Here is an 18,887-nt window from a genome sequence, read left to right on the forward strand (position 1 = left end):
TTCCTTTTCCTTCAGGACAGGAAGTTCGAGGCCCGGTACAGGAAGATCAGGTACTGGATGCCCGCCACAACGGAGGCGATGGCGGTGGGGATAATGACCAGCGCCGCCAGAATCACCACGCCGGGGATCAGAGCCAGCAGGCCGCACACCACCATGATAATGGTGCACACGACGTACAGCTTCCAGACGAACCGGCCCTTGGCGGCGGTGTCGCCGTCCCCTTCCGCATCCAGGATAGCGGCGGTGGTATTGCAGATGCAATAGACCACAGCAAAGTTCAAGATGCTGGCGATCAGGTTCATGAACGGAAGGAACAGCCCCAAAACGTTCAGTACGATAGCGGCAATGCTCAGCATAAAGGCCGTCTTGTAGTCATACTCCACCTGGGAGGCCTCGTTCAGGCCTACCAGAGTCAGAATCAGACCCACCAGGGCCAGGATGCTGCCCAGCAGCGGGATAAACGAAAAAATCGACAGGATCCCGCCGACAAAGATCTTGTTCAGTCCGCGGCCTACCGCGGAATACTTGCCGTAACCCATTATGACACACTCTCTTTCTTCTCTACAATACGCACATCCAACTGATTGTAGGGGATCTCGATCCCTTTCTGGTCAAAGGCGGCTTTGATCTGCTCCAGCAGGTCAAAATACAGGTCCCAATAGTCCGGGGTGGCACACCAGACCCGCAGGGTATATTCGATGGCACTGTCCTTCAGGGCGGACATGCGCACAAAGGGCTCCGGCGTAAAAAGGGCCTTGGGGTGGGCGCCCACCACCGACTTGATGCAGGCGATCACCTGCTGAGGGTCGTTATCGTAGGACACACCGAACACCAGGTCTACCCGCCGCCGCTCCGCGCTAGAGTAGTTGGTGATCTTTTCCCCGGAAATCTGGCCGTTGGGCACGGAGATCACCTTGTTGTCCACGGTGGCCAGCTTGGTGTAGGCCAGGCCCACTTCCTTCACGGTGCCGCCCACCCCGCCGGCCTCCACATAGTCCCCCGCCTTGAAGGGTTTGGAGACCAGGATCTGGATTCCGCCGGCCAGATTGGACAGGGTCCCCTGGATGGCCAGAGACACAGCCAGGCCCAAGACACCCAGCATCGCCACCAGACTGGTCATGGGCACGCCCATATAGTCCAGCACGATGCACAGTGTCAGCAGCCACAGGATCACCCGCAGGGCGGCGTGGATGAAGGTATGCAGGCTCTTTTCCATCTCCAGACGAATGAAGGCCCGGTCCACCAGCTTAAGGATGATCTTCATGGTCACCATGCAGCCCAAAAACAGCAGAACAATGGTGATGATCTTCTGCAGATTCAGATTGCTGAAAAAACCGCTGACAGACTGGATGGTCTCTTCCGCGTCTTCCGGCGTGATATTGGTCAGGTTGGTCAGCATATTTCCCCTCCTCTCGGCATCCATTCTATCATAGCTTTCCACTGGGGACAAGTCCTTCCCGACCAGGCTAGAAATGGAAGCAGGCCTGTGCTATACTGAAAAAAACAGGAGGTGAAATGTCCGTATGAAACGGCGGAAGATCGACCCCACCCCCTTTGACCGGAAGCGGGAGCCGCCCCGGCAGAACGCCCTGATCATGCCGGCCCTGTGGCTGTGGAGCTGGCTGTCCACCCGGTCCGGAAAGCTGAAAATCCGCAAAGTCAACATGGAAGGGCTGCGCCCTCCCTTTCTGGTGCTGGGCACCCACCACGCCTTCATGGACTTCTATGTCACCCCGCTGTGTCTCTTCCCCCACCGGGCCAACTATGTCTCTGAGCTGGAGGGCTTTGAGTACTACGGGGAGTGGCCCTACCGGCAGGTAGGCTGTCTGGGTACCCGGAAGTTCGTCAATGATCTGGCGCTGGTGCGCAATATCCGCCGTTGTATGGACCGCGGCGGTATTCTGGTGCTCTATCCTGAGGCCCGGTACGCCAATGTGGGCACCAGCTCCCGCCTGCCGCCCTCCACCGCCAAGCTGATTCGCTACCTGAAGGTACCTGTGGTCACCATCAACATGCGGGGCAACTACCTCCAGTCCCCCATCTGGAACCTGAAAAAGCGGAAGGGCGTCCGGCTGGAAGCCGATGTGACGCAGCTTCTGACAGCGGAGGAGGCCGCTTCCCTGCCCCTGGAGCAGATCCAGAGCATGGTGGAGGAGGCGCTTTCCTATGACGAGTACGCCTGGCAGGCCCAGCAGGGCATGGTCATCGACGCGCCCTGGCGGGCGGAGGGTCTGGAGCATCCGCTCTATCAATGCGCCGCCTGCGGGGCGGAGTTCACCATGGCCTCTCAGGGCGCGGAGCTCTTCTGCACCGCCTGCGGCGCCCGCTGGCGGATGGACGAGCTGGGCAAACTGGAAGGCCCCCGGTTCTCCCACATCCCGGACTGGTATGAGTGGCAGCGCAGCCAGGTGGAGGAGGAAATCCGGCAGGGCCAATACCAGCTGGACACCAGAGTGCGGGTGCAGTCTCTGCCCAACGCGGTGAATTTTATTGAACTGGGCGAGGGTCGGCTTCAACACGGACCTGGCGGCTTTGCTCTCACCTTTACCGACTATGGCGCAGCAGAGCCGGATACCCTGCGTTTCCCCGCCAAGTCCACCTTTTCCATCCACACGGAATATGACTACCGGGGACAGGGAGAATGTGTCACCCTCTCCACACCGGACAACACCTATTTCCTCTATCCGCTGGAGCCTGGCTTCAGTGCCACCAAGATCCAGTTCGCCACGGAAGCGCTGTGGCAGCAAAACCAAGTATGAACACTGAAAAAGGCGCCGGTCTTATGACCGGCGCCTTTTACTGACCCAGGCAGAAAAGAAAAGGAGAATTACTCCTCGATGTCGATAACAACGCTTTTCCCTCGGGCGGACACCCTCCTATGCAAAGAGGACCTGCCTTTCGGCAGGTCCTCTTCCTAGGAGTACAGATTACTCCCCGACGTCGATAACAACGCTTTTCCCTCGGGCGGACATCCTCCTAGATGCAAAAAGACCTGCCCTATGGCAGGTCCTTTTGCGAAAAGGAGAATTACTCCTCGATGTCGATAACAACGCCGGAACCCACGGTACGGCCACCCTCACGGATAGCGAAACGCAGGCCCTTCTCGATGGCGATGGGGGTGATCAGCTCCACCTTCATGTCGACGTTGTCGCCGGGCATGCACATCTCAGTGCCCTCGGGCAGAGTGATGACGCCGGTAACGTCGGTGGTACGGAAGTAGAACTGAGGACGATAGTTGTTGAAGAAGGGGGTGTGACGGCCGCCCTCGTCCTTGCTCAGGACGTACACCTGGCCCACGAACTTGGTGTGGGGGTGAATGGAGCCGGGCTTGCACAGAACCTGACCGCGCTCGATGTCGGTCTTGGCAATGCCGCGCAGCAGGGTGCCGATGTTGTCGCCAGCCTCAGCGTAGTCCAGCAGCTTGCGGAACATCTCGATGCCGGTGACGACGGTCTTCTTCTTCTCGTCGGTCAGACCAACGATCTCGACTTCCTCGTTCATCTTGATGACGCCGCGCTCCACACGACCGGTAGCCACGGTGCCGCGGCCGGTGATGGTGAACACGTCCTCGACGGGCATCAGGAAGGGCAGGTCGTCGTTACGGGCAGGAGTGGGGATATAGTCGTCGACAGCGTCCATCAGCTCCTTGATGCAGGCGAAGTCGGGATCGTTGATGTCGCCGGACTCGCAGGTCAGAGCGTTCAGAGCGGAGCCCTTGATGATGGGGATGTCGTCGCCGGGGAACTCGTACTTGGACAGGACCTCGCGGACCTCCATCTCCACCAGCTCCAGCAGCTCCTCGTCGTCGACCTGATCGCACTTGTTCAGGAAGACCACGATGGCGGGCACGCCCACCTGACGGGCCAGCAGGATGTGCTCACGAGTCTGAGCCATGGGGCCGTCGGTAGCAGCGATAACCAGGATGGCGCCGTCCATCTGAGCAGCACCGGTGATCATGTTCTTGATATAGTCGGCGTGGCCCGGGCAGTCAACGTGAGCATAGTGACGCTTGTCGGTCTCATACTCAACGTGAGCGGTGTTGATGGTGATGCCGCGCTCGCGCTCCTCGGGAGCCTTATCGATGCTGGAGTAGTCCTCGTACTGAGCCTGGCCCTTCAGAGCCAGATACTTGGTGATAGCAGCGGTCAGAGTAGTCTTGCCGTGGTCAACGTGGCCGATGGTGCCGATGTTGACATGGGGCTTGGTACGCTCAAATTTAGCCTTAGCCATTTTGGATGTTCCTCCTTAATTCAAATCATGGGATAGACCCTGTTCCACAATAAATGCGAAAACATTGTATAGCATTGCAGGAAAAAATGCAATACCTTTGTTGCAGGAAATGTCAAAGGACGGAAATTAATCCTCCTTGCGGCCCCGCTCAGCAATGATCTTGTCAGCGATGCTCTTGGGAATCTCCACATAGCTGTGGGGCTCCATGGAGTACTGACCACGGCCCTGCGTGGAAGAACGCAGGTCGGTAGCGTAGCCGAACATGTTGGCCAGAGGCACCAGAGCGTCCACCTGAGTGGCGCCGGTACGGTTCTCCTGGCCCTGGATCATGCCGCGGCGGCTGGTCAGGTCGCCGATGACGTTGCCCAGATACTCGTCGGGCACGATGACGGAAACCTTCATCACAGGCTCCAGCAGCACGGCGTTGGCCTTGCGGCAGGCCTCCTTGAAGGCCATGGAACCGGCGATCTTAAACGCCATTTCAGAGGAGTCGACCTCGTGGTAGGAACCGAAGGTCAGGTGCACCTTCACGTCCACAACGGGATAGCCAGCCAGGATACCAGACTGCATGGCGCCCTGGATACCGGCGTCGACAGCGGGGATATACTCCTTGGGGATCACGCCGCCGGTGATCTCGTTGAGGAACTCGTAGCCCTTGCCGGGCTCGTTGGGCTCCACAGTGATGCGGACGTGGCCGTACTGGCCCTTACCGCCGGACTGACGGGCATACTTGGTGTCCTGCTCCACAGCCTTCTTGATGGTCTCCTTGTAAGCAACCTGGGGAGCGCCAACGTTGGCCTCCACCTTGAACTCGCGGAGCAGACGGTCCACGATGATCTCCAGGTGGAGCTCGCCCATGCCGGCGATGATGGTCTGACCAGTCTCCTCGTCGGTGTAGGTCTTAAAGGTGGGGTCCTCCTCAGCCAGCTTCACCAGAGCCAGGCCCATCTTCTCCTGACCGGCCTTGGTCTTGGGCTCGATAGCCACGCGGATAACGGGCTCGGGGAACTCCATGGACTCCAGAATGATGGGAGCCTTCTCGTCGCACAGAGTGTCGCCGGTGGTGGTGTTCTTCAGACCAACAGCGGCGGCGATATCACCGGCGTAGACCTCCTCGATGTCCTCACGGTGGTTGGCGTGCATCTGCAGGATGCGGCCCATACGCTCCTTCTGGTTCTTGGTGCTGTTGAGCACGGAGGAACCAGTAGTCAGCTTACCGGAGTACACGCGGAAGAAGGACAGACGGCCCACATAGGGGTCGGTCATGATCTTGAACGCCAGAGCAGCGAAGGGGGCGTTGTCGTCGGCAGGACGCTCGTCCTCTTCCTCGGTGTCAGGATTGGTGCCCTTGATGGCCGGGATGTCCAGCGGGGAGGGCATGAAGTCCACGATGGCGTCCAGCAGCTTCTGCACGCCCTTGTTGCGGTAAGAGGTACCGCAGGTCACGGGAACCAGCAGGTTCTCGATGGTGCCCTTACGCAGGGCACGGCGGAGCATCTCCTCGGGGATGGGCTTCTCTTCCAGAGCCAGCTCCATGATCTCGTCGTCGATGTCGGCGCAGGCGTCCACCAGCTTGGTGCGGTACTCCTGAGCCAGCTCCAGCATGTCGGCGGGGATCTCCTCGACGCGCATGTCCTTGCCCAGCTCGTCGTAGTAGATGTCGGCGTCCATCTCCACCAGGTCGATGATACCCTTGAAGGTGTCCTCGGAGCCAATGGGGAGCTGGATGGGCACGGCATTACACTTCAGCCGGTCATGGATCATGTCCAGCACGTGGTAGAAATCGGCACCCATGATGTCCATCTTGTTGACGTAGATCATACGGGGGACCTTGTAGTGGTCGGCCTGACGCCACACAGTCTCAGACTGGGGCTCCACGCCGCCCTTGGCGCACATAACGGTCACGGAACCGTCCAGCACGCGCAGGGAGCGCTCCACCTCAACGGTGAAGTCCACGTGGCCCGGGGTGTCGATGATGTTGATACGGGTCTGGGGGAACTGATTCTTGGAACCCTTCCAGTAGCAGGTGGTAGCGGCGGAAGTGATGGTGATGCCGCGCTCCTGCTCCTGAGCCATCCAGTCCATGGTGGCGGTGCCGTCATGGGTCTCACCGATCTTGTAGTTGACGCCGGTGTAGTAGAGGATGCGCTCGGTAGTAGTGGTCTTACCGGCGTCGATGTGAGCCATGATGCCGATGTTTCTGGTATTCTCTAAGGTAACTTTCCTAGGCATACTCTAACTCCTTATTACCAGCGGTAGTGAGCGAACGCCTTGTTGGACTCGGCCATCTTGTGGGTATCCTCACGCTTCTTGACAGCGGAACCCAGGTTGTTGGCGGCGTCCATGATCTCGCCGGCCAGACGCTCCTTCATGGTCTTCTCGCTGCGGCTGCGGGAGTAGTTGGTCAGCCAACGCAGACCCAGGGTCTGCCGGCGCTCGGGCCGAACCTCGATAGGCACCTGGTAGGTGGCGCCGCCCACACGACGGGCCTTGACCTCCAGGGACGGCATGATGTTCTCCAGAGCGGTGGTGAACACGTCCAGGGGGTCCTTCTCGGTCTTCTCCTTAATAATGTCGAAAGCTCCGTAGACCACCTTCTGGGCCACGCCCTTCTTGCCGTCCAGCATGATGCTGTTGACCAGCTTGGTCACCAGGACGGAATTGTAGATAGGATCGGGCAGAACCTCCCGCTTGGGTACGTTTCCTCTTCTGGGCACTTTGCTTCCCTCCTTCATAGTATGATTTCATAGGTACTCGAAGGCTTATTCATAAGCCCCCGTGTAAGACAAGTGCCTGCTTGTCCAGTGCCCCACAGGAAACGCACCTATATATATAGGTAAGCGCTTCTGCAAGGACAACTGCCTTGCGCTTTACGCGCGTTGATTCATTCGATTGCTTGGATACAGAAGTAATGCTTACTTCTTGCCGGCCTTGGGCCGCTTGGCGCCGTACTTGGAACGGCCCTGCATCCGGTTGGCAACGCCCTGGGCATCCAGAGTGCCGCGGATGATGTGGTAACGCACGCCGGGCAGGTCCTTAACACGACCGCCGCGGATCATGACCACGGAGTGCTCCTGCAGGTTGTGGCCCACACCGGGAATATAAGCGGTAACTTCGTAGCCGTTGGTCAGACGCACACGGGCGATCTTACGCAGAGCGGAGTTAGGCTTCTTCGGGGTGGAGGTACGAACAGCGGTGCACACACCTCTCTTCTGGGGAGAAGGCAGGTCGGTCTCCCGATTCTTCAGAGTGTTCAGACCCTTCTGCATAGCGGGAGAGTTGGACTTGTAGGTCACGGCCTCGCGTCCCTTCCGGACGAGCTGGTTAAACGTAGGCATGGTTTTCCTCCTTTCTTTTGTTCTGAAATATATATTTTAACGGAACAACCAAAAGTTATACCGTTAAAATCAAAATTAGTGCAGCAGGGCGGCCACTGCGCTGCCCACTGCGATGCCGCAGGCGGAGCCCAGCTCCTTCATCTGCGCCACCCGCTCCACAGGAACGGAATGCTCCTCACACAGGTTGGCGATGGGATCGGTCACCCGGGGGTCGGCGTCCTCCGCCAAAAATACGCGGGCAGCCTTTCCGTCGTTGATGGCCCGCTTGGTCTGCTTGACGCCGACTACCTTGGGCCCCTGCTTGAGTTCTGACAACATCAGGCTGCTTCTCCTTCCTTGGCGGCTTTGCGCCCCAGGGCTTTGCGCCCTTTTCCCACTTTCGCGGGCACACCTGCGCAATTTGGGATTATACCATATAGCAAAATATTAGTCAATCAGAAAATCACTAGATTTTTCAATACTTTTGCCCCTTTTCCCGGTCAGATATACCAGAACCCTCTTTCAGGCCCCTCTCCCCTCCTGCCGGCTGTTTCTTTTTGTTATCATTTGTTGTTACTTTTAGCGTGAAAAAGGCGAAAAAGGTTCTCAGCTCATTTTTTATTGGACCCTGTATCCATTGGGCCCCAAGGCTTCTGCCTTTTACGCCAAAATTTCCTATTGACTTTTGGGTCAAAAAGTGGTTACAATGTGGTTACAATTCAGCAACCAACAAGTAACAGACTGTAACAGGAGGATTCCTAACCATGAAAAAACGAGCCCTTCGTGTGCTCGCCTGCCTGGCCATCTGCTTCACGTTGGCCAGCCCGGCATATGCCACCGAGAGCGGCGTCACGGTCACCGTTAACGGTACCGCCATTGAGACGGGATTTGCCTCGCAGGTACTGAATAACCGCACCTACGTCTCTTATCTTCCCATTGTACGCGCACTCTATCCCGACGCCACTGCTGTGTGGGCCAACGGCCAGGCGGAAGTGACCGCCCCCGGCCTGAAGCTGTTCATCAAGCCCGGCGCCAAGTATATCGTGGCCAACGGCCGCTACCTGTATGTGCCCGACGGCGTGAAGGTGGAAGACACCCACATTCTGGTGCCGGTGCGCACCCTGTGCCAGGCGCTGGGCGCCACGGTCACCTGGGACGCTGCCACCTCTACCGCTTCCATTATCGCGGGCGGCACCCCCATCCAGTCCGGCGACAGCTACTACGATTCCAACGATCTGTACTGGCTCTCCCGCATCATCTATGCTGAGAGCGGCAACCAGTCCCTGGAGGGCAAGATCGCCGTAGGCAACGTGGTCCTCAACCGCGTGGCCAGCTCTCAGTTCCCCAACACCGTTTACGACGTCATCTTCCAGCGCAACCAGTTCACCCCCGCTTCCAGCGGCACCATCAAGCGCACTCCCAATGAGGAGAGCGTGATCGCCGCCAAGCTGTGCCTGGACGGCGCCAACACCGCCGGCAACGCGCTGTTTTTCGTCAACCCCAAAGTTTCCCCCAACAGCTGGGCCGCCCGCAACTGCACTCTGGTTGCCACCATCGGCGCCCACGCCTTCTTTGCCTGAATTGTAACCGCGGCCCGATCCCCTGCCGGATCGGGCCGCTTCATTTTTTCTTTTATTTTTTTCAAAATAGGGGTTGACGAAATCGAAATATGTGCTATAATAATTTTCGCTGTCCGCCACAGAGCGTTGGGCAAACAGAATATGGAGTAGTATCGAAGTGGTCATAACGAGCACGACTGGAAATCGTGTAGCCGTCAAAAGCGGCTCGAGGGTTCGAATCCCTCCTACTCCGCCAGAAAAATAACCACACCTTTCGGTGTGGTTATTTTTTTATGGAATTGCCCCTGCGCCGTTTTTTCCTGTTTCAGCGGCCATAGGCAAAAAGAAAGACATCTGCCCAAGCAGATGTCTTTCTTTTTTATTTCCGCTCTCTGGTCGGCATGCCCGCCGGCTCAGGCCGTTCCGGTCACAGGGCGGATCAGAGGACACAGGCTGCCGTCCAGGACGAAGATGCGGCAGCTGCCGTCAAACCAATCCCAGGGCACATTTCTCAGGACAGCTTCGCCCTCCTGGAAAGGCGCCGTGCGGATGTCGGTCATCCGATCCCCGTCATAGCTGGCCACGCACAGGATGGCCTCCGGCAGGTCCTGGCTGAGCTGGGCCGTGATCTTCACCGCGCCCGCTGACGGGGCGGTGCGGGTCAGGGAGGTGACTGTCACTGTCTGGCCCTCAGCCGCGGGCTCTGTGGGAAGCTCTACCGGCGGCTCCTCCGGCTCCAGGAAGAGCAGCTCCGCCGGGCGCAGGCCGTTTTCAGTGGTGCCGTTGCCCAGCTGGCCATACTCATTGCAGCCCCACACCCACAGGGTGCCGTCGCTCTTGATAGCGGCGGTGTTGCTGCTGCCGGCGGCCACGAAGACCACATCCCACAGGACCTGGTAGGGCTCCGTGACGTTCTGGGTGGTGCCGTTCCCCACCTGGCCCTCGTCGTTGCGGCCCCACACCCACAGGCCGCCGTCCCGCTTGATGGCAGCGCTGTGGTAGGCACCCGCTTTGACGGAGGTCACCGTATCCATAAAGAGCAGGCCCACCAGGTCAAAGCTGTTCTCAGTTGTACCATTCCCCAGCTGGCCGTAGGTATTGCCGCCCCGGGTGTAGACCTGTTCATCGGCGCAGTACACCGCATGGGTAACACCCAGCGCAGCCCCCTGGGGCTTTACGATGCCGGACAGCAGCGGGATCGGAGCCCGATAGGTTGCGGTGGCGTTGCCGTCCAGCAGCATACCGCTGCCCCAGCCCCACAGACTGCCGTCGCTCTTCAGGGCCATGGCGGCATTGAAGCCGGTGTAGACGTGCTCCACACCCTCCATGATCTTCACCGGGGACAGCCGCGTATTCTCCGTGGTGTTGTCCCCCAGGCCGTAGAGGCTCATGCCCCAGGTCCACAGACTGCCGTCGTTCTTTACCGCCGCAGCGTAGGTATTGGAGGCGGAGACCTCCTTCACGCCATCCATGATCTTCACCGGCTCCATCCGCAGCTCGCCGGTGCCGTCTCCCAGCTGGCCGAAGGCGTTGGCGCCCCAGCCCCACAGACTGCCGTCCTCCAGAACGGCCAGGGAGTAGTCCTGCCCGGCGGCGGCGGAAACCACCCCGTCCATGACCTTCACCGGCGTGGTGCGGTTTTCTGTGGTGCCGTCTCCCAGCTGACCCACGTTGTTCTTGCCCCAGGCCCACAGACTGCCGTCCTCCAGGATGGCCAGCATATGGTTGGAGCCCACCGTCACAAAGGAGACCTTCCTGGGGTTGATGACCTCCTGGCTGGCCTCAGAGACCAGAGTGCCCACACACCAGGCGGCGGTGACCCGCAGGCTGAGACAGCTGCCGGTGTCCTCCGCTGTAACGGTGTAGCTGTCCCCATTGGCGCCGGGGATGGGCGTCCCGTCCCGCAGCCACTGGAGGGTCAGGGGGCCGGCAGCGCCCACGTCGGCCCGGATCTGGGTGGTATCAACGCTGAAGGTGCGGCCCACCCGGGCCTCGCCGCTGATGGTGACCGTTCCTGTCAGGGTGGTATCCCTGGGGGTAATGTACATGATGCTGCCGGGGGTGGTGGTCTCCATGTTGTCCCGGTTGCCCAGCTGGCCCCGGTCGTTATGGCCCCAGGTATAGAGCACCTCACCGGAGATGGCCAGGTTGTGCCGCTTGACCTGGCCGTAAGCGGCGCAGGTAGAGGCGGCAATGGCGTCAAAATTCTCCCCGATCTTCCGGGGGGTGCGGACATAGGTGCTGGTGCGGTCAATGGCTCCCCAGGCCCACAGGGTACCGTCGTTTTGGATGGCCAGGGTATGGTCGGCACCGGCGGCCACTGATTTGACATTCTCCAGCACCAGCTTGGGACTGTTGCTGCTGGCCTGGGTGCCGTCTCCCAACTGGCCGTAGGTGTTCTGGCCCAGGGTGTACAATTCGCCGTCGGTGGTCACATAGGCCACATGGAAACCGCCTGCCGACACCGAAACCACGTTGGACGCCTTCTGGACCGGAGTAGCCTGCTCCGGGTGGTTGATGGACTCATACCAGTCGTCCACGCTGCCCGACGTCCAGCCGGAGCCGATGGCGCTCTTCTGGCCCCAGAGCCAGAGGGTGCCGTCCAGCTTTACCGCCGCTGAGTGGACGCCGCCGGCGGAGATGGCGGTCACACCGGTCATGACCCGCACGGGCACAGAGCTGCTGACGGTGGTGCCGTTGCCCAGCTGGCCATAGGTGTTGCTGCCCCAGGCCCACAGGCTGCCGTCGATCTTCAGGGCCAGGGTGTGGTCGCTGCCCGCCGACACCGCCGCCACGTTCTCCAGGATCTGCACGGGCGTGGTGCGGTTTTCTGTGGTACCGTCTCCCAGCTGGCCGTAGGTGTTGTCGCCCCAGGCCCACAGAGTGCCGTCCTCCAGAATGGCAAAGCTGCTGCGGCTGCCCGCCGACACTGCCGCCACATGCTCCAGGCCGGGCACCTGGGCGGGGTAGTCCCGGCTCTCACCGGTGCCGTCCCCCAGCTGGCCGCAGGTGTTGTCGCCCCAGGCCCACAGGGTGCCGTCGGTGCGCACGGCCAGGGAGTGCTCATAGCCACCGGCCAGCCGCACCTCGCTCAGCCCGGTCACCGGCTCCGGCTCGGTCTGCTCGCCGGTAAACTCCACACGGTAATTCTCCCACTGTCCGCCGGAATAGCTGTCCTGATCGGCATCCGCCGGGGCGACAACCACAATTCCGGGCTGCAGGGACATCTCTCCCTCCAGCACAGGGGCCTGGACAGTGCGCAGGACAGCGGCGCTCAGGCTCGTGCAGCCCCAGAAGGCGTGCTCCCCGATCTGGGTGATGGTGTCGGGGAGGGAGACACTGCGCAGGCTGGTATCGCCCTCAAAGGCGGACATGGCCACGGTGGTCACGGAATAGCGCACCCCCTGCCAGGTAATAAAGGCAGGCACGGTGAGCGCGGTCTGCCCGCCCTGGCCGGCGGCATAGCCCAGCAGCTTGGCCTCGCCGCCGCTGACGCTGTAAGCCAGGCCATCCACCTCCGCCATGGCCGCAGTGGAGACCAGCTGGTCCCGGTAGGCGCTCCAGTCGGAGGCGGACCGGTAGGTGAACAGGGCGGACTCAGGTACCACGATGGCGGTGCGTGTCGGGAAGGCATTGCTCCCCACCGCAGGGGGGTCCTGGGCATAAATGGTGACCGTCTCCAGCTCATCGCACTCCTTAAAGGCCCCCGCGCCGATCTGGGTCACCCCTGCCGGCATGGCGACGCGGTTCAGGGCCAGGGCGTGCCAGAAGGCCTCGTCGTGGATCTCCGTCACGCTGTCCGGGAGGACGATGGTCTCCAAATATGGGGCCTCCAGGAAGGCCCAGGTGGCAATGGTGGTCACCGTATCGGGAATGACCAGGGTTTTGGCCCGGGTGCCGTCCAGGATCCTCATGGGGGACGGGATCAGCCGGCCGGCGCCGGAGGCGTTGCGGCTCTCCGCCCCCAGCCAGGTCACGGGATAGGTGTAGCTTACCCCGTTGTTGTTGACGTAGGTGGCGGTCTCGGGGATCACGATGGTCTCGCTGGTGGTGTCCAGCACGTCGATCACCCCTACCCCCAGGCCCTCCACTGCCTCAAAGATGAAGTCGCCGGACTGGAACTGCATGCCCGCGGTCTTACTGTAATACAGGCCGTTGAACAGGGTCAGAGAGACGTCCTCCTCAAAGGCCCCCTCCGCGATCTGAGGCGGCTGGGTGAGTTCAAAGGAGGCTTCCGTCAGGCCGGTATCGGCAAAGGCCCCCTGATCCACAAAGGCGGTGCGCTCCGGCAGGGTAATTCGGGTCAGGGCGGTACAGCCCCGGAAGGCGTCCTTCCCCACCCGGCTGAGCTTGGGGTCATAGTAGAAGCTCTGGAAATCAACGTCAGAGAGCTGTGTACAGTTTTGGAAGGCACCCTCCCCGATGGTCTGGACGGACGTAGCCAGCACCAGCTCGGTGATGCCGGAGCCCTGGAAGGCGTGGTCCCCCACGGAGGTGACGGCATAGGTGATGCCGCTGGTATAGACCTCCTCCGGCAGGGTCACTTCCGTGCCGCTGCCGGTCCAGCCGGTAACGGCCACCTGGGGCTGGTCCCCCTGGGCGGTGACCCGGAAGGTAAAGTCCCCGGAAGCAAAGGTCTCCCCCATAGCCAGCGGATCGTAGGTATCAAACACCACATCCTCCGGGAAGGCGCCCTCCCCCACAGTTTCCGGCATCTCCCCTTTCAGGGAGACACTCTTCAGGCGGCAGTCGGCAAAGGCCCCGCTCCCCACGGTGGTCACACCAGCGGGCAGAATCAGATGCTCCAGACTATAGCTGTAAGCAAAGGCGTTCGCCCCGATCTCGGTCAGGCTGTCCGGCAGCTGCAGGTCGGTCAACGACGAGAAATTGTAAAAGGCCTGAATGCCGATGGAGGTCACTCCCTCGGGAATGACCACCTCCTCCACCCAGGTGAAGCAGTCGGGTCTTTCCTGGAAGGCATAATCGGCCACCTGGGTAACGGGATAGAGCCTTCCGTTGTAGGTTGCCTCCTGGGGGATGACCAGCCGGAGCACATCGTTTTCCGGCGGGGTTTCCGGCTCCACCAGGCCGGTGACGGCGACGCTGGCGCGGTCGATGATCTCATAGGTAAATACGCCGTCGTCAAAGGTCTTGCCCACGTCGGCGTCAGCCTCCAGGTAGATCCTGGCCCCCGCCCAAAATGCCTCCTCCCCCATTGTGGGAAGGGTATCGCCCCGGACCATCACGTCCGTGGTGATGCGGGGATTATAGAAGGCACTTGCCCCGATAGTCTCCACGCTGTCCGGAATCACCAGGGCGGAAATATTGTGGAACTCAAAGGCGCTCTCCCCGATGGTGACCAGGCTCTCCGGCAGGGTGAGGTTGGTCAGGGACTGGCATTCCAAGAAGGCGGAGTCCCCGATGGACTCCACGCCGTATTCCACCGTCAGGTCGGTGATCCCGGTGAAGGCAAAGCCCTGCTTCCCCACCTCGGTCACTCCGCCGGGGATGGTCAGGGAGCCAGTCAGCGCCGTGCAGCTGTAGAAGGCGAAATCCCCGATGTGCTCCAGGGTGGAGGGCAGCTCCACATGGGTCACCCCGGTATTTGCAAAGCTGTAGGTGCCGATAGAGGTGACGCCCTCGGGCAGGGTCAAATCACTGAGGGGGCAGCTCCGGAAGGCATAATCTCCGATGGTGATGGTGCCGCCGGGCCGGCCCACAGTCACATGCTCCAGATTCGGCAGGATGCCGAAGGCCCCGGTGCCGATCGAGACATTGGTCCCCTGGATGTCCACAGTGGTCAGGCTGGTACAGTTCTCAAAGGCATATGCCCCGATCTGGGTCACCCCCGATGGGATGACGATCTCCTTGAGGGCGGAGCAGCCGTTGAACGCCTGCTCTCCAATGACCTCCAGGCTCTCGGGCAGCGTGATCTTGGTCAGTTCTCTGCAGTATTGCAGGGCAATGTTAGGGATCTCCGTGATCCCCTCCCCCACCACCAGCTCGGTCACCTCGTCATACACGATCCCGTCGGGAAGGGTCTTCAAGCCTCCGGGAATGACCGCTTTTTTCAGATGATAGCACTCCCAGAAGGAGGTGAGGTGGATCTCCGTCACAGTGTCGGGGAGGATCAGCTCCTCCAGGTTGTTGCACCCCCGAAAGGCATATTCGCCCACAGTGACCAGGGACGTGCCGAAGTCCACATGACGCAGATTGGTGCAGCCGTCAAAGGCATACTGCCCGATCTCCTCCACCGTGTCGGACAGCTCAATGCTTTCCAGGGCGGTACAGTTCCGGAAGTCATAGGTGCTGATGGTCGTGACAGCATTCCCCATGTCCACCTGAGTCAGACTGCTGCACCCATAAAAGGTATAACCGGGCAGGGCGGTCAGGCCCTCAGGCAGGGCCGCCCATTCCAGGGCGGCGCAGCCGTAAAACACACTGGTCCCCATCTGAGTCAGGCCGGTGCTGGCACTCAGGTCGGCCCGCTCCAGCCTGGTGCAGCCGTAAAAGCAGGAGTTGCCGATAGAGGTGAGGCTGGCGGGCATCACGATCTCCGTCAGGGCCGTGCAGTTCTGGAAGGCGTACGTCCCGATGGTGGTCACCCCCGGCATCTCCACCCGGGTCAGAGCATCACAGTAGCCAAAGCAGTTGTCTTTCAGGGTGGTCACCGTCTCCGGCAGGACCACCTCTTTCAGTCCCGAGCACCAGTAAAAATACACCGTGGTCACCGTGTCCGGCAGACCGTCTCCCGTGAAGGTGGTTATATTGTTACAGTTGCTGAACCTGGCCTCCGTTACGGTGTACACCACATCCCCATAGGTGATCTGCTCCGGGATGGTATATTCCGTCAGTGTACGGTCTTTGGGTGACGCGGACACGGTATTCTCGGTGAGGATGGTACAGCTGAAATCATCCGTATAAAACGAGCCCAAATTGGCCTGGAGCTCCAGCTCCTCCTCTTCCGGAGCAGGCTCACTTCTTTCCGTTCCGGCGGGCTCAGCGGCCGCCGGGATCTCCTCCGACGGGATCGTCCCGTCCCCCGGCTCCTCCGCAGCCGCCCACGGCACGCTTAGGGACAGCAGCATGGCGGCCGTCAGCAGGATGCTCAGCCATCGTTTCCCTTTCATAATCGATCACCCTTTTCCGCTTTTTATACCTTTTTTATTTTATCAATCCGTCCCGGTCAAAACAATATTCTGCCAGCATAGTCTTTTTCCGGCAGGCCCTCTCTGCCGCGTTCAGCAGGTGCAAGTTCCGCCTTGGTTTATGCCATACCTGCCGTTGCCCCATCGCCGAGCGCATCCGGCAAATGCGCCCCAGCAGGCGCCGAAAGGGTCAAATTATTGGCGTCTCATACCATTTTGATCCCGGCATCTCTTGTTTTGCTCGTTTCTTTACTATTCCTCTACAATTTTATTATGCAAGCATTACATATTTCTCTTGCATTTTTCTGAGAAAGGTGCTATACTGAATCCAATCAAGTGAAAGGAGGTGGATGCATATGATCATTTATAAGGGTATTGATGTTTCCGATGTGGACGAGCTGATCTTCGGCAGTGACGAATCTGTTGTTTACAGTGAGCGCTGAGTATGACAGGCAGAAACCACACCGTGTCGGGTGTGGGTTTTTTGTTTATATGGAAAATGTTAATAAAATACCACTGGAATACAGGTCCAAAACATGGTAGCCTGTTAGAGCGGGGCCGGATGGCAGCCATCCGGCCCTTTTTGATTTTGTATACAACAGGGAGACGGAAACGGATGAAACGAAAGTGGCTGATCACACTGCTGCTGGCCGTGCTGCTGGCGGCGGGCGGCGTCCTTCTGCTCTGGAAGAGCGGATTCTTTGCCGCCCTCGGCTCCGAACAGGACATGCGGGACTATATCCAGCGCTTTACCCCCTACACCCACCTGTTCTTCTTCCTGATCCAGTTCCTGTCCGTCATGCTGGCCCCCATCCCCAGCAACATCACCGCCCTGGCCGGCGGACTTCTGTTCGGCACCTGGGTCTCCTTCCTGCTCACCTGGCTGGCGGTGGTGCTGGGCTCCGTGGTGGTGTTCCTGCTGGCCAGAAACCTGGGCCAGTCCTTTGTAGATCGGATGGTCAGCCAGTCGGTCACCAGCCGGTACCTGGACGTCATCCGCCGCAAGCAGGACGTCTTTCTGATCCTGGTCTTCCTCTTCCCCTTCTTCCCTGACGACCTGATCTGCATCCTGGCCGGCCTTACCTCTATATCCTTCCGCCGGTTCCTGGTCATCGTGCTCGTCACCCGGCCCTGGGGTCTGCTGGTGGCGTCCGCCCTGGGCGGCTCCGCCCTGTCCATTCCTCCCTGGGCCATGGCCCTGCTGGCCCTGGCCGGGATCGCAGTGTTCCTGGTGGGTATGAAATACGGCGATTACTGGGAGCGCAAGCTGCTGGAGCGGTTCCGGAAATGAGAAGAAATCCGGTTCCTTTTCTGATTGCGGAGGGCTGTCTGTACGCCGCCTTCCTGGGCCTGGACCTGTTCCTGCCGGGCAGCGGCCTGGATGTACCCATCAAATATCTGTCCATCCTGCTGTGCTTCTGCTATCTGCTGGGTCACAGCCGGAATACAGACCTCAGGCTGACCCGGGTCGCCCTGGCCTTCACCCTGCTGGCTGACCTCTTTCTCCTGGTGCTGGACCGCTGGTACACGGCAGGGGTGGCCTCCTTCTGTGTGGTGCAGGTCCTCTACCTGATCCGGCTCCAGCGGGCGGGCAGACGGCCCTGGGCCCATACCCTGGCGTTCCGGGGCGGGCTGGCCGCTGTGCTGCTGGCCGCAGGCGGGGCGCTGGGGGTCCTGGACCCGCTCACCGCCCTGACCTTGCTCTACTTCTCCCAGCTGACCGCCAACGCCTTTACCGCCCTGTCCCTGGGCCGGCGGGGCCGGATGCTGGCTGTGGGACTCTTCCTCTTTATGGGGTGCGACCTGTGCGTGGGCCTGTGCAATCTGGCCCCTCTCCTGCCGGAGGCGCCGGTGCTGGTCCTGCTCCCCTTCGCCCAGGTGGGGATGTGGCTGTTCTACCTCCCCTCCCAGGTGCTCATTACTCTCTCCGCCGGAAAGCTGTGTGATTGATATGAAACCCTCCAGACTGGCCTCCCTGCTATGTACGGTGGCCCTGGCCCTGTTGGTGCTGAGCTTCTCCATCGCCGTGCCCATCCTGTTCCGCCCCTTCTACTACGTCCAGATCGACGCCCTGGACCTGCCGGAGCGTACCGGCTGGTCGGAAGAGGTGATCCGGGAGGCCTACGACGAGGTGCTGGACTTCTGCGTGCTGGGCAAGCCCTTCGGCACCGGGCAGCTGGCCTGGTCGGAGTCCGGCCGCAGCCACTTTGCCGACGTGCGGGAGCTGTTTCTGATCGACTTCGCCGTGCTGGCCCTCTCCGCCGTGGTATGCGCGCTGCTGCTGGGGCTGCGGCTGAACGGAAAGCTCCGCTTCCACCATCCCCTGGGTCGGGGTCCCGGCTTCTGGGCGGGCGTCCTGGCCGCCGGGCTGGTGGCGGTGGTGGGGGGCCTGGCCGCCCTGGATTTTGAGCGGGCCTTTGTGGTCTTCCATGCCATCTTCTTCCCCGGCAAGGACAACTGGCTCTTTGATCCGGCCACGGATCAGATCATCCTGGTCATGCCGGAGGAATTTTTCCGCAACTGCGCCATCCTGATCGGCGTGGTACTCCTGGTCTGCTGCGCGGGGCTGATCGCGGCAGATCTGCTCCGGCGGCGTAAGCAATAAGAAAAGCAGGGCTCCCACAGGAGCCCTG

Annotated in this window: 13 protein-coding genes and 1 tRNA gene; 6 read left to right on the forward strand and 8 right to left on the reverse strand. The window is 60.5% G+C overall.

Translation table 11 applies throughout. The features are described 5' to 3' along the window. Positions 1-11 precede the first annotated feature (11 nt). Positions 12-539, reverse strand: a complete 528-nt coding sequence (locus ACTNB1_RS07080; RefSeq protein ID WP_441168554.1) for a hypothetical protein — start codon at positions 537-539, stop codon at positions 12-14. After that, on the reverse strand, positions 539-1,399 hold the full coding sequence (locus ACTNB1_RS07085) for a mechanosensitive ion channel family protein (RefSeq protein WP_441168555.1): 861 nt from the start codon (positions 1,397-1,399) through the stop codon (positions 539-541). The genes ACTNB1_RS07080 and ACTNB1_RS07085 overlap by 1 nt, the downstream gene beginning before the upstream one ends. A 124-nt stretch (positions 1,400-1,523) precedes the next feature. Between ACTNB1_RS07085 and ACTNB1_RS07090 the strand changes: the two genes are divergently transcribed. After that, positions 1,524-2,759, forward strand: a complete 1,236-nt coding sequence (locus ACTNB1_RS07090) for a hypothetical protein (protein WP_441168556.1) — start codon at positions 1,524-1,526, stop codon at positions 2,757-2,759. A gap of 268 nt (positions 2,760-3,027) precedes the next feature. On the opposite strand, the gene tuf is transcribed toward ACTNB1_RS07090, so the two are convergent. The 5 genes from tuf to ACTNB1_RS07115 form a co-directional block, all read right to left on the reverse strand. Then, the gene (gene tuf / locus ACTNB1_RS07095) at positions 3,028-4,230 is read right to left on the reverse strand and encodes an elongation factor Tu (RefSeq protein ID WP_441168557.1); all 1,203 of its coding nucleotides are present in this window, start codon (positions 4,228-4,230) and stop codon (positions 3,028-3,030) included. Positions 4,231-4,356: 126 nt separating this feature from the next. Beyond that, positions 4,357-6,462 (reverse strand): elongation factor G, encoded by a 2,106-nt coding sequence (gene fusA, locus ACTNB1_RS07100; protein ID WP_441168558.1) that lies wholly within the window; start codon positions 6,460-6,462, stop codon positions 4,357-4,359. A 14-nt stretch (positions 6,463-6,476) separates the two neighbouring features. Next, entirely contained in the window at positions 6,477-6,947 is a 471-nt protein-coding gene (gene rpsG / locus ACTNB1_RS07105) for a 30S ribosomal protein S7 (protein WP_441168559.1), read from the reverse strand. Between the two features lie 198 nt (positions 6,948-7,145). Further along, positions 7,146-7,568 (reverse strand): 30S ribosomal protein S12, encoded by a 423-nt coding sequence (rpsL, locus tag ACTNB1_RS07110; RefSeq protein ID WP_087187743.1) that lies wholly within the window; start codon positions 7,566-7,568, stop codon positions 7,146-7,148. A 75-nt stretch (positions 7,569-7,643) separates the two neighbouring features. Then, positions 7,644-7,886: a L7Ae/L30e/S12e/Gadd45 family ribosomal protein gene (locus ACTNB1_RS07115; protein ID WP_441168560.1), complete on the reverse strand. Its 243-nt coding sequence runs from the start codon at positions 7,884-7,886 to the stop codon at positions 7,644-7,646. A 425-nt stretch (positions 7,887-8,311) separates the two neighbouring features. Here ACTNB1_RS07115 and ACTNB1_RS07120 point away from each other — a divergent pair, with 425 nt between their 5' ends. Continuing rightward, positions 8,312-9,127 (forward strand): cell wall hydrolase, encoded by an 816-nt coding sequence (locus tag ACTNB1_RS07120; protein ID WP_441168561.1) that lies wholly within the window; start codon positions 8,312-8,314, stop codon positions 9,125-9,127. Positions 9,128-9,270: 143 nt separating this feature from the next. Next, positions 9,271-9,362, forward strand: a tRNA-Ser gene (locus tag ACTNB1_RS07125). Between the two features lie 157 nt (positions 9,363-9,519). Here the strand turns inward: ACTNB1_RS07125 and ACTNB1_RS07130 are convergent. Further along, entirely contained in the window at positions 9,520-16,236 is a 6,717-nt protein-coding gene (locus ACTNB1_RS07130; RefSeq protein WP_441168562.1) for a leucine-rich repeat protein, read from the reverse strand. Positions 16,237-16,870: 634 nt separating this feature from the next. On the opposite strand from ACTNB1_RS07130, the gene ACTNB1_RS07135 reads away from it, so the two are divergent. Genes ACTNB1_RS07135 through ACTNB1_RS07145 form a run of 3 tightly spaced genes read left to right on the forward strand, consistent with a single transcriptional unit; the run spans position 16,871 to position 18,859 of the window. Continuing rightward, positions 16,871-17,545 carry a TVP38/TMEM64 family protein gene (locus ACTNB1_RS07135; protein ID WP_441168563.1) on the forward strand — a complete coding sequence of 225 codons (675 nt, stop codon included), beginning with the start codon at positions 16,871-16,873 and terminating at the stop codon, positions 17,543-17,545. Continuing rightward, positions 17,542-18,204 carry a lysoplasmalogenase family protein gene (locus ACTNB1_RS07140; RefSeq protein WP_441168564.1) on the forward strand — a complete coding sequence of 221 codons (663 nt, stop codon included), beginning with the start codon at positions 17,542-17,544 and terminating at the stop codon, positions 18,202-18,204. Before ACTNB1_RS07135 ends, ACTNB1_RS07140 begins: the two co-directional genes overlap by 4 nt. A 1-nt stretch (position 18,205) precedes the next feature. Then, a complete protein-coding gene (locus ACTNB1_RS07145; RefSeq protein WP_441168565.1) occupies positions 18,206-18,859 on the forward strand; it encodes a TIGR01906 family membrane protein in 654 nt (217 codons plus the stop codon). Positions 18,860-18,887: the final 28 nt, after the last annotated feature.

The sequence above is a fragment of the Flavonifractor sp. HCP28S3_F3 genome, from assembly GCF_052065355.1.
Taxonomy (GTDB): domain Bacteria; phylum Bacillota; class Clostridia; order Oscillospirales; family Oscillospiraceae; genus Flavonifractor.

What these genes read in the sequence shown, in the direction of transcription:
- ACTNB1_RS07080 (WP_441168554.1), bottom strand. Translation starts at nt 539, where the DNA reads ATGGGTTACGGCAAGTATTCCGCGGTAGGCCGCGGACTGAACAAGATC.
- ACTNB1_RS07085 (WP_441168555.1), bottom strand. Translation starts at nt 1,399, where the DNA reads ATGCTGACCAACCTGACCAATATCACGCCGGAAGACGCGGAAGAGACC.
- ACTNB1_RS07090 (WP_441168556.1), top strand. Translation starts at nt 1,524, where the DNA reads ATGAAACGGCGGAAGATCGACCCCACCCCCTTTGACCGGAAGCGGGAG.
- tuf (WP_441168557.1), bottom strand. Translation starts at nt 4,230, where the DNA reads ATGGCTAAGGCTAAATTTGAGCGTACCAAGCCCCATGTCAACATCGGC.
- fusA (WP_441168558.1), bottom strand. Translation starts at nt 6,462, where the DNA reads ATGCCTAGGAAAGTTACCTTAGAGAATACCAGAAACATCGGCATCATG.
- rpsL (WP_087187743.1), bottom strand. Translation starts at nt 7,568, where the DNA reads ATGCCTACGTTTAACCAGCTCGTCCGGAAGGGACGCGAGGCCGTGACC.
- ACTNB1_RS07115 (WP_441168560.1), bottom strand. Translation starts at nt 7,886, where the DNA reads ATGTTGTCAGAACTCAAGCAGGGGCCCAAGGTAGTCGGCGTCAAGCAG.
- ACTNB1_RS07120 (WP_441168561.1), top strand. Translation starts at nt 8,312, where the DNA reads ATGAAAAAACGAGCCCTTCGTGTGCTCGCCTGCCTGGCCATCTGCTTC.
- ACTNB1_RS07130 (WP_441168562.1), bottom strand. Translation starts at nt 16,236, where the DNA reads ATGAAAGGGAAACGATGGCTGAGCATCCTGCTGACGGCCGCCATGCTG.
- ACTNB1_RS07135 (WP_441168563.1), top strand. Translation starts at nt 16,871, where the DNA reads ATGAAACGAAAGTGGCTGATCACACTGCTGCTGGCCGTGCTGCTGGCG.
- ACTNB1_RS07140 (WP_441168564.1), top strand. Translation starts at nt 17,542, where the DNA reads ATGAGAAGAAATCCGGTTCCTTTTCTGATTGCGGAGGGCTGTCTGTAC.
- ACTNB1_RS07145 (WP_441168565.1), top strand. Translation starts at nt 18,206, where the DNA reads ATGAAACCCTCCAGACTGGCCTCCCTGCTATGTACGGTGGCCCTGGCC.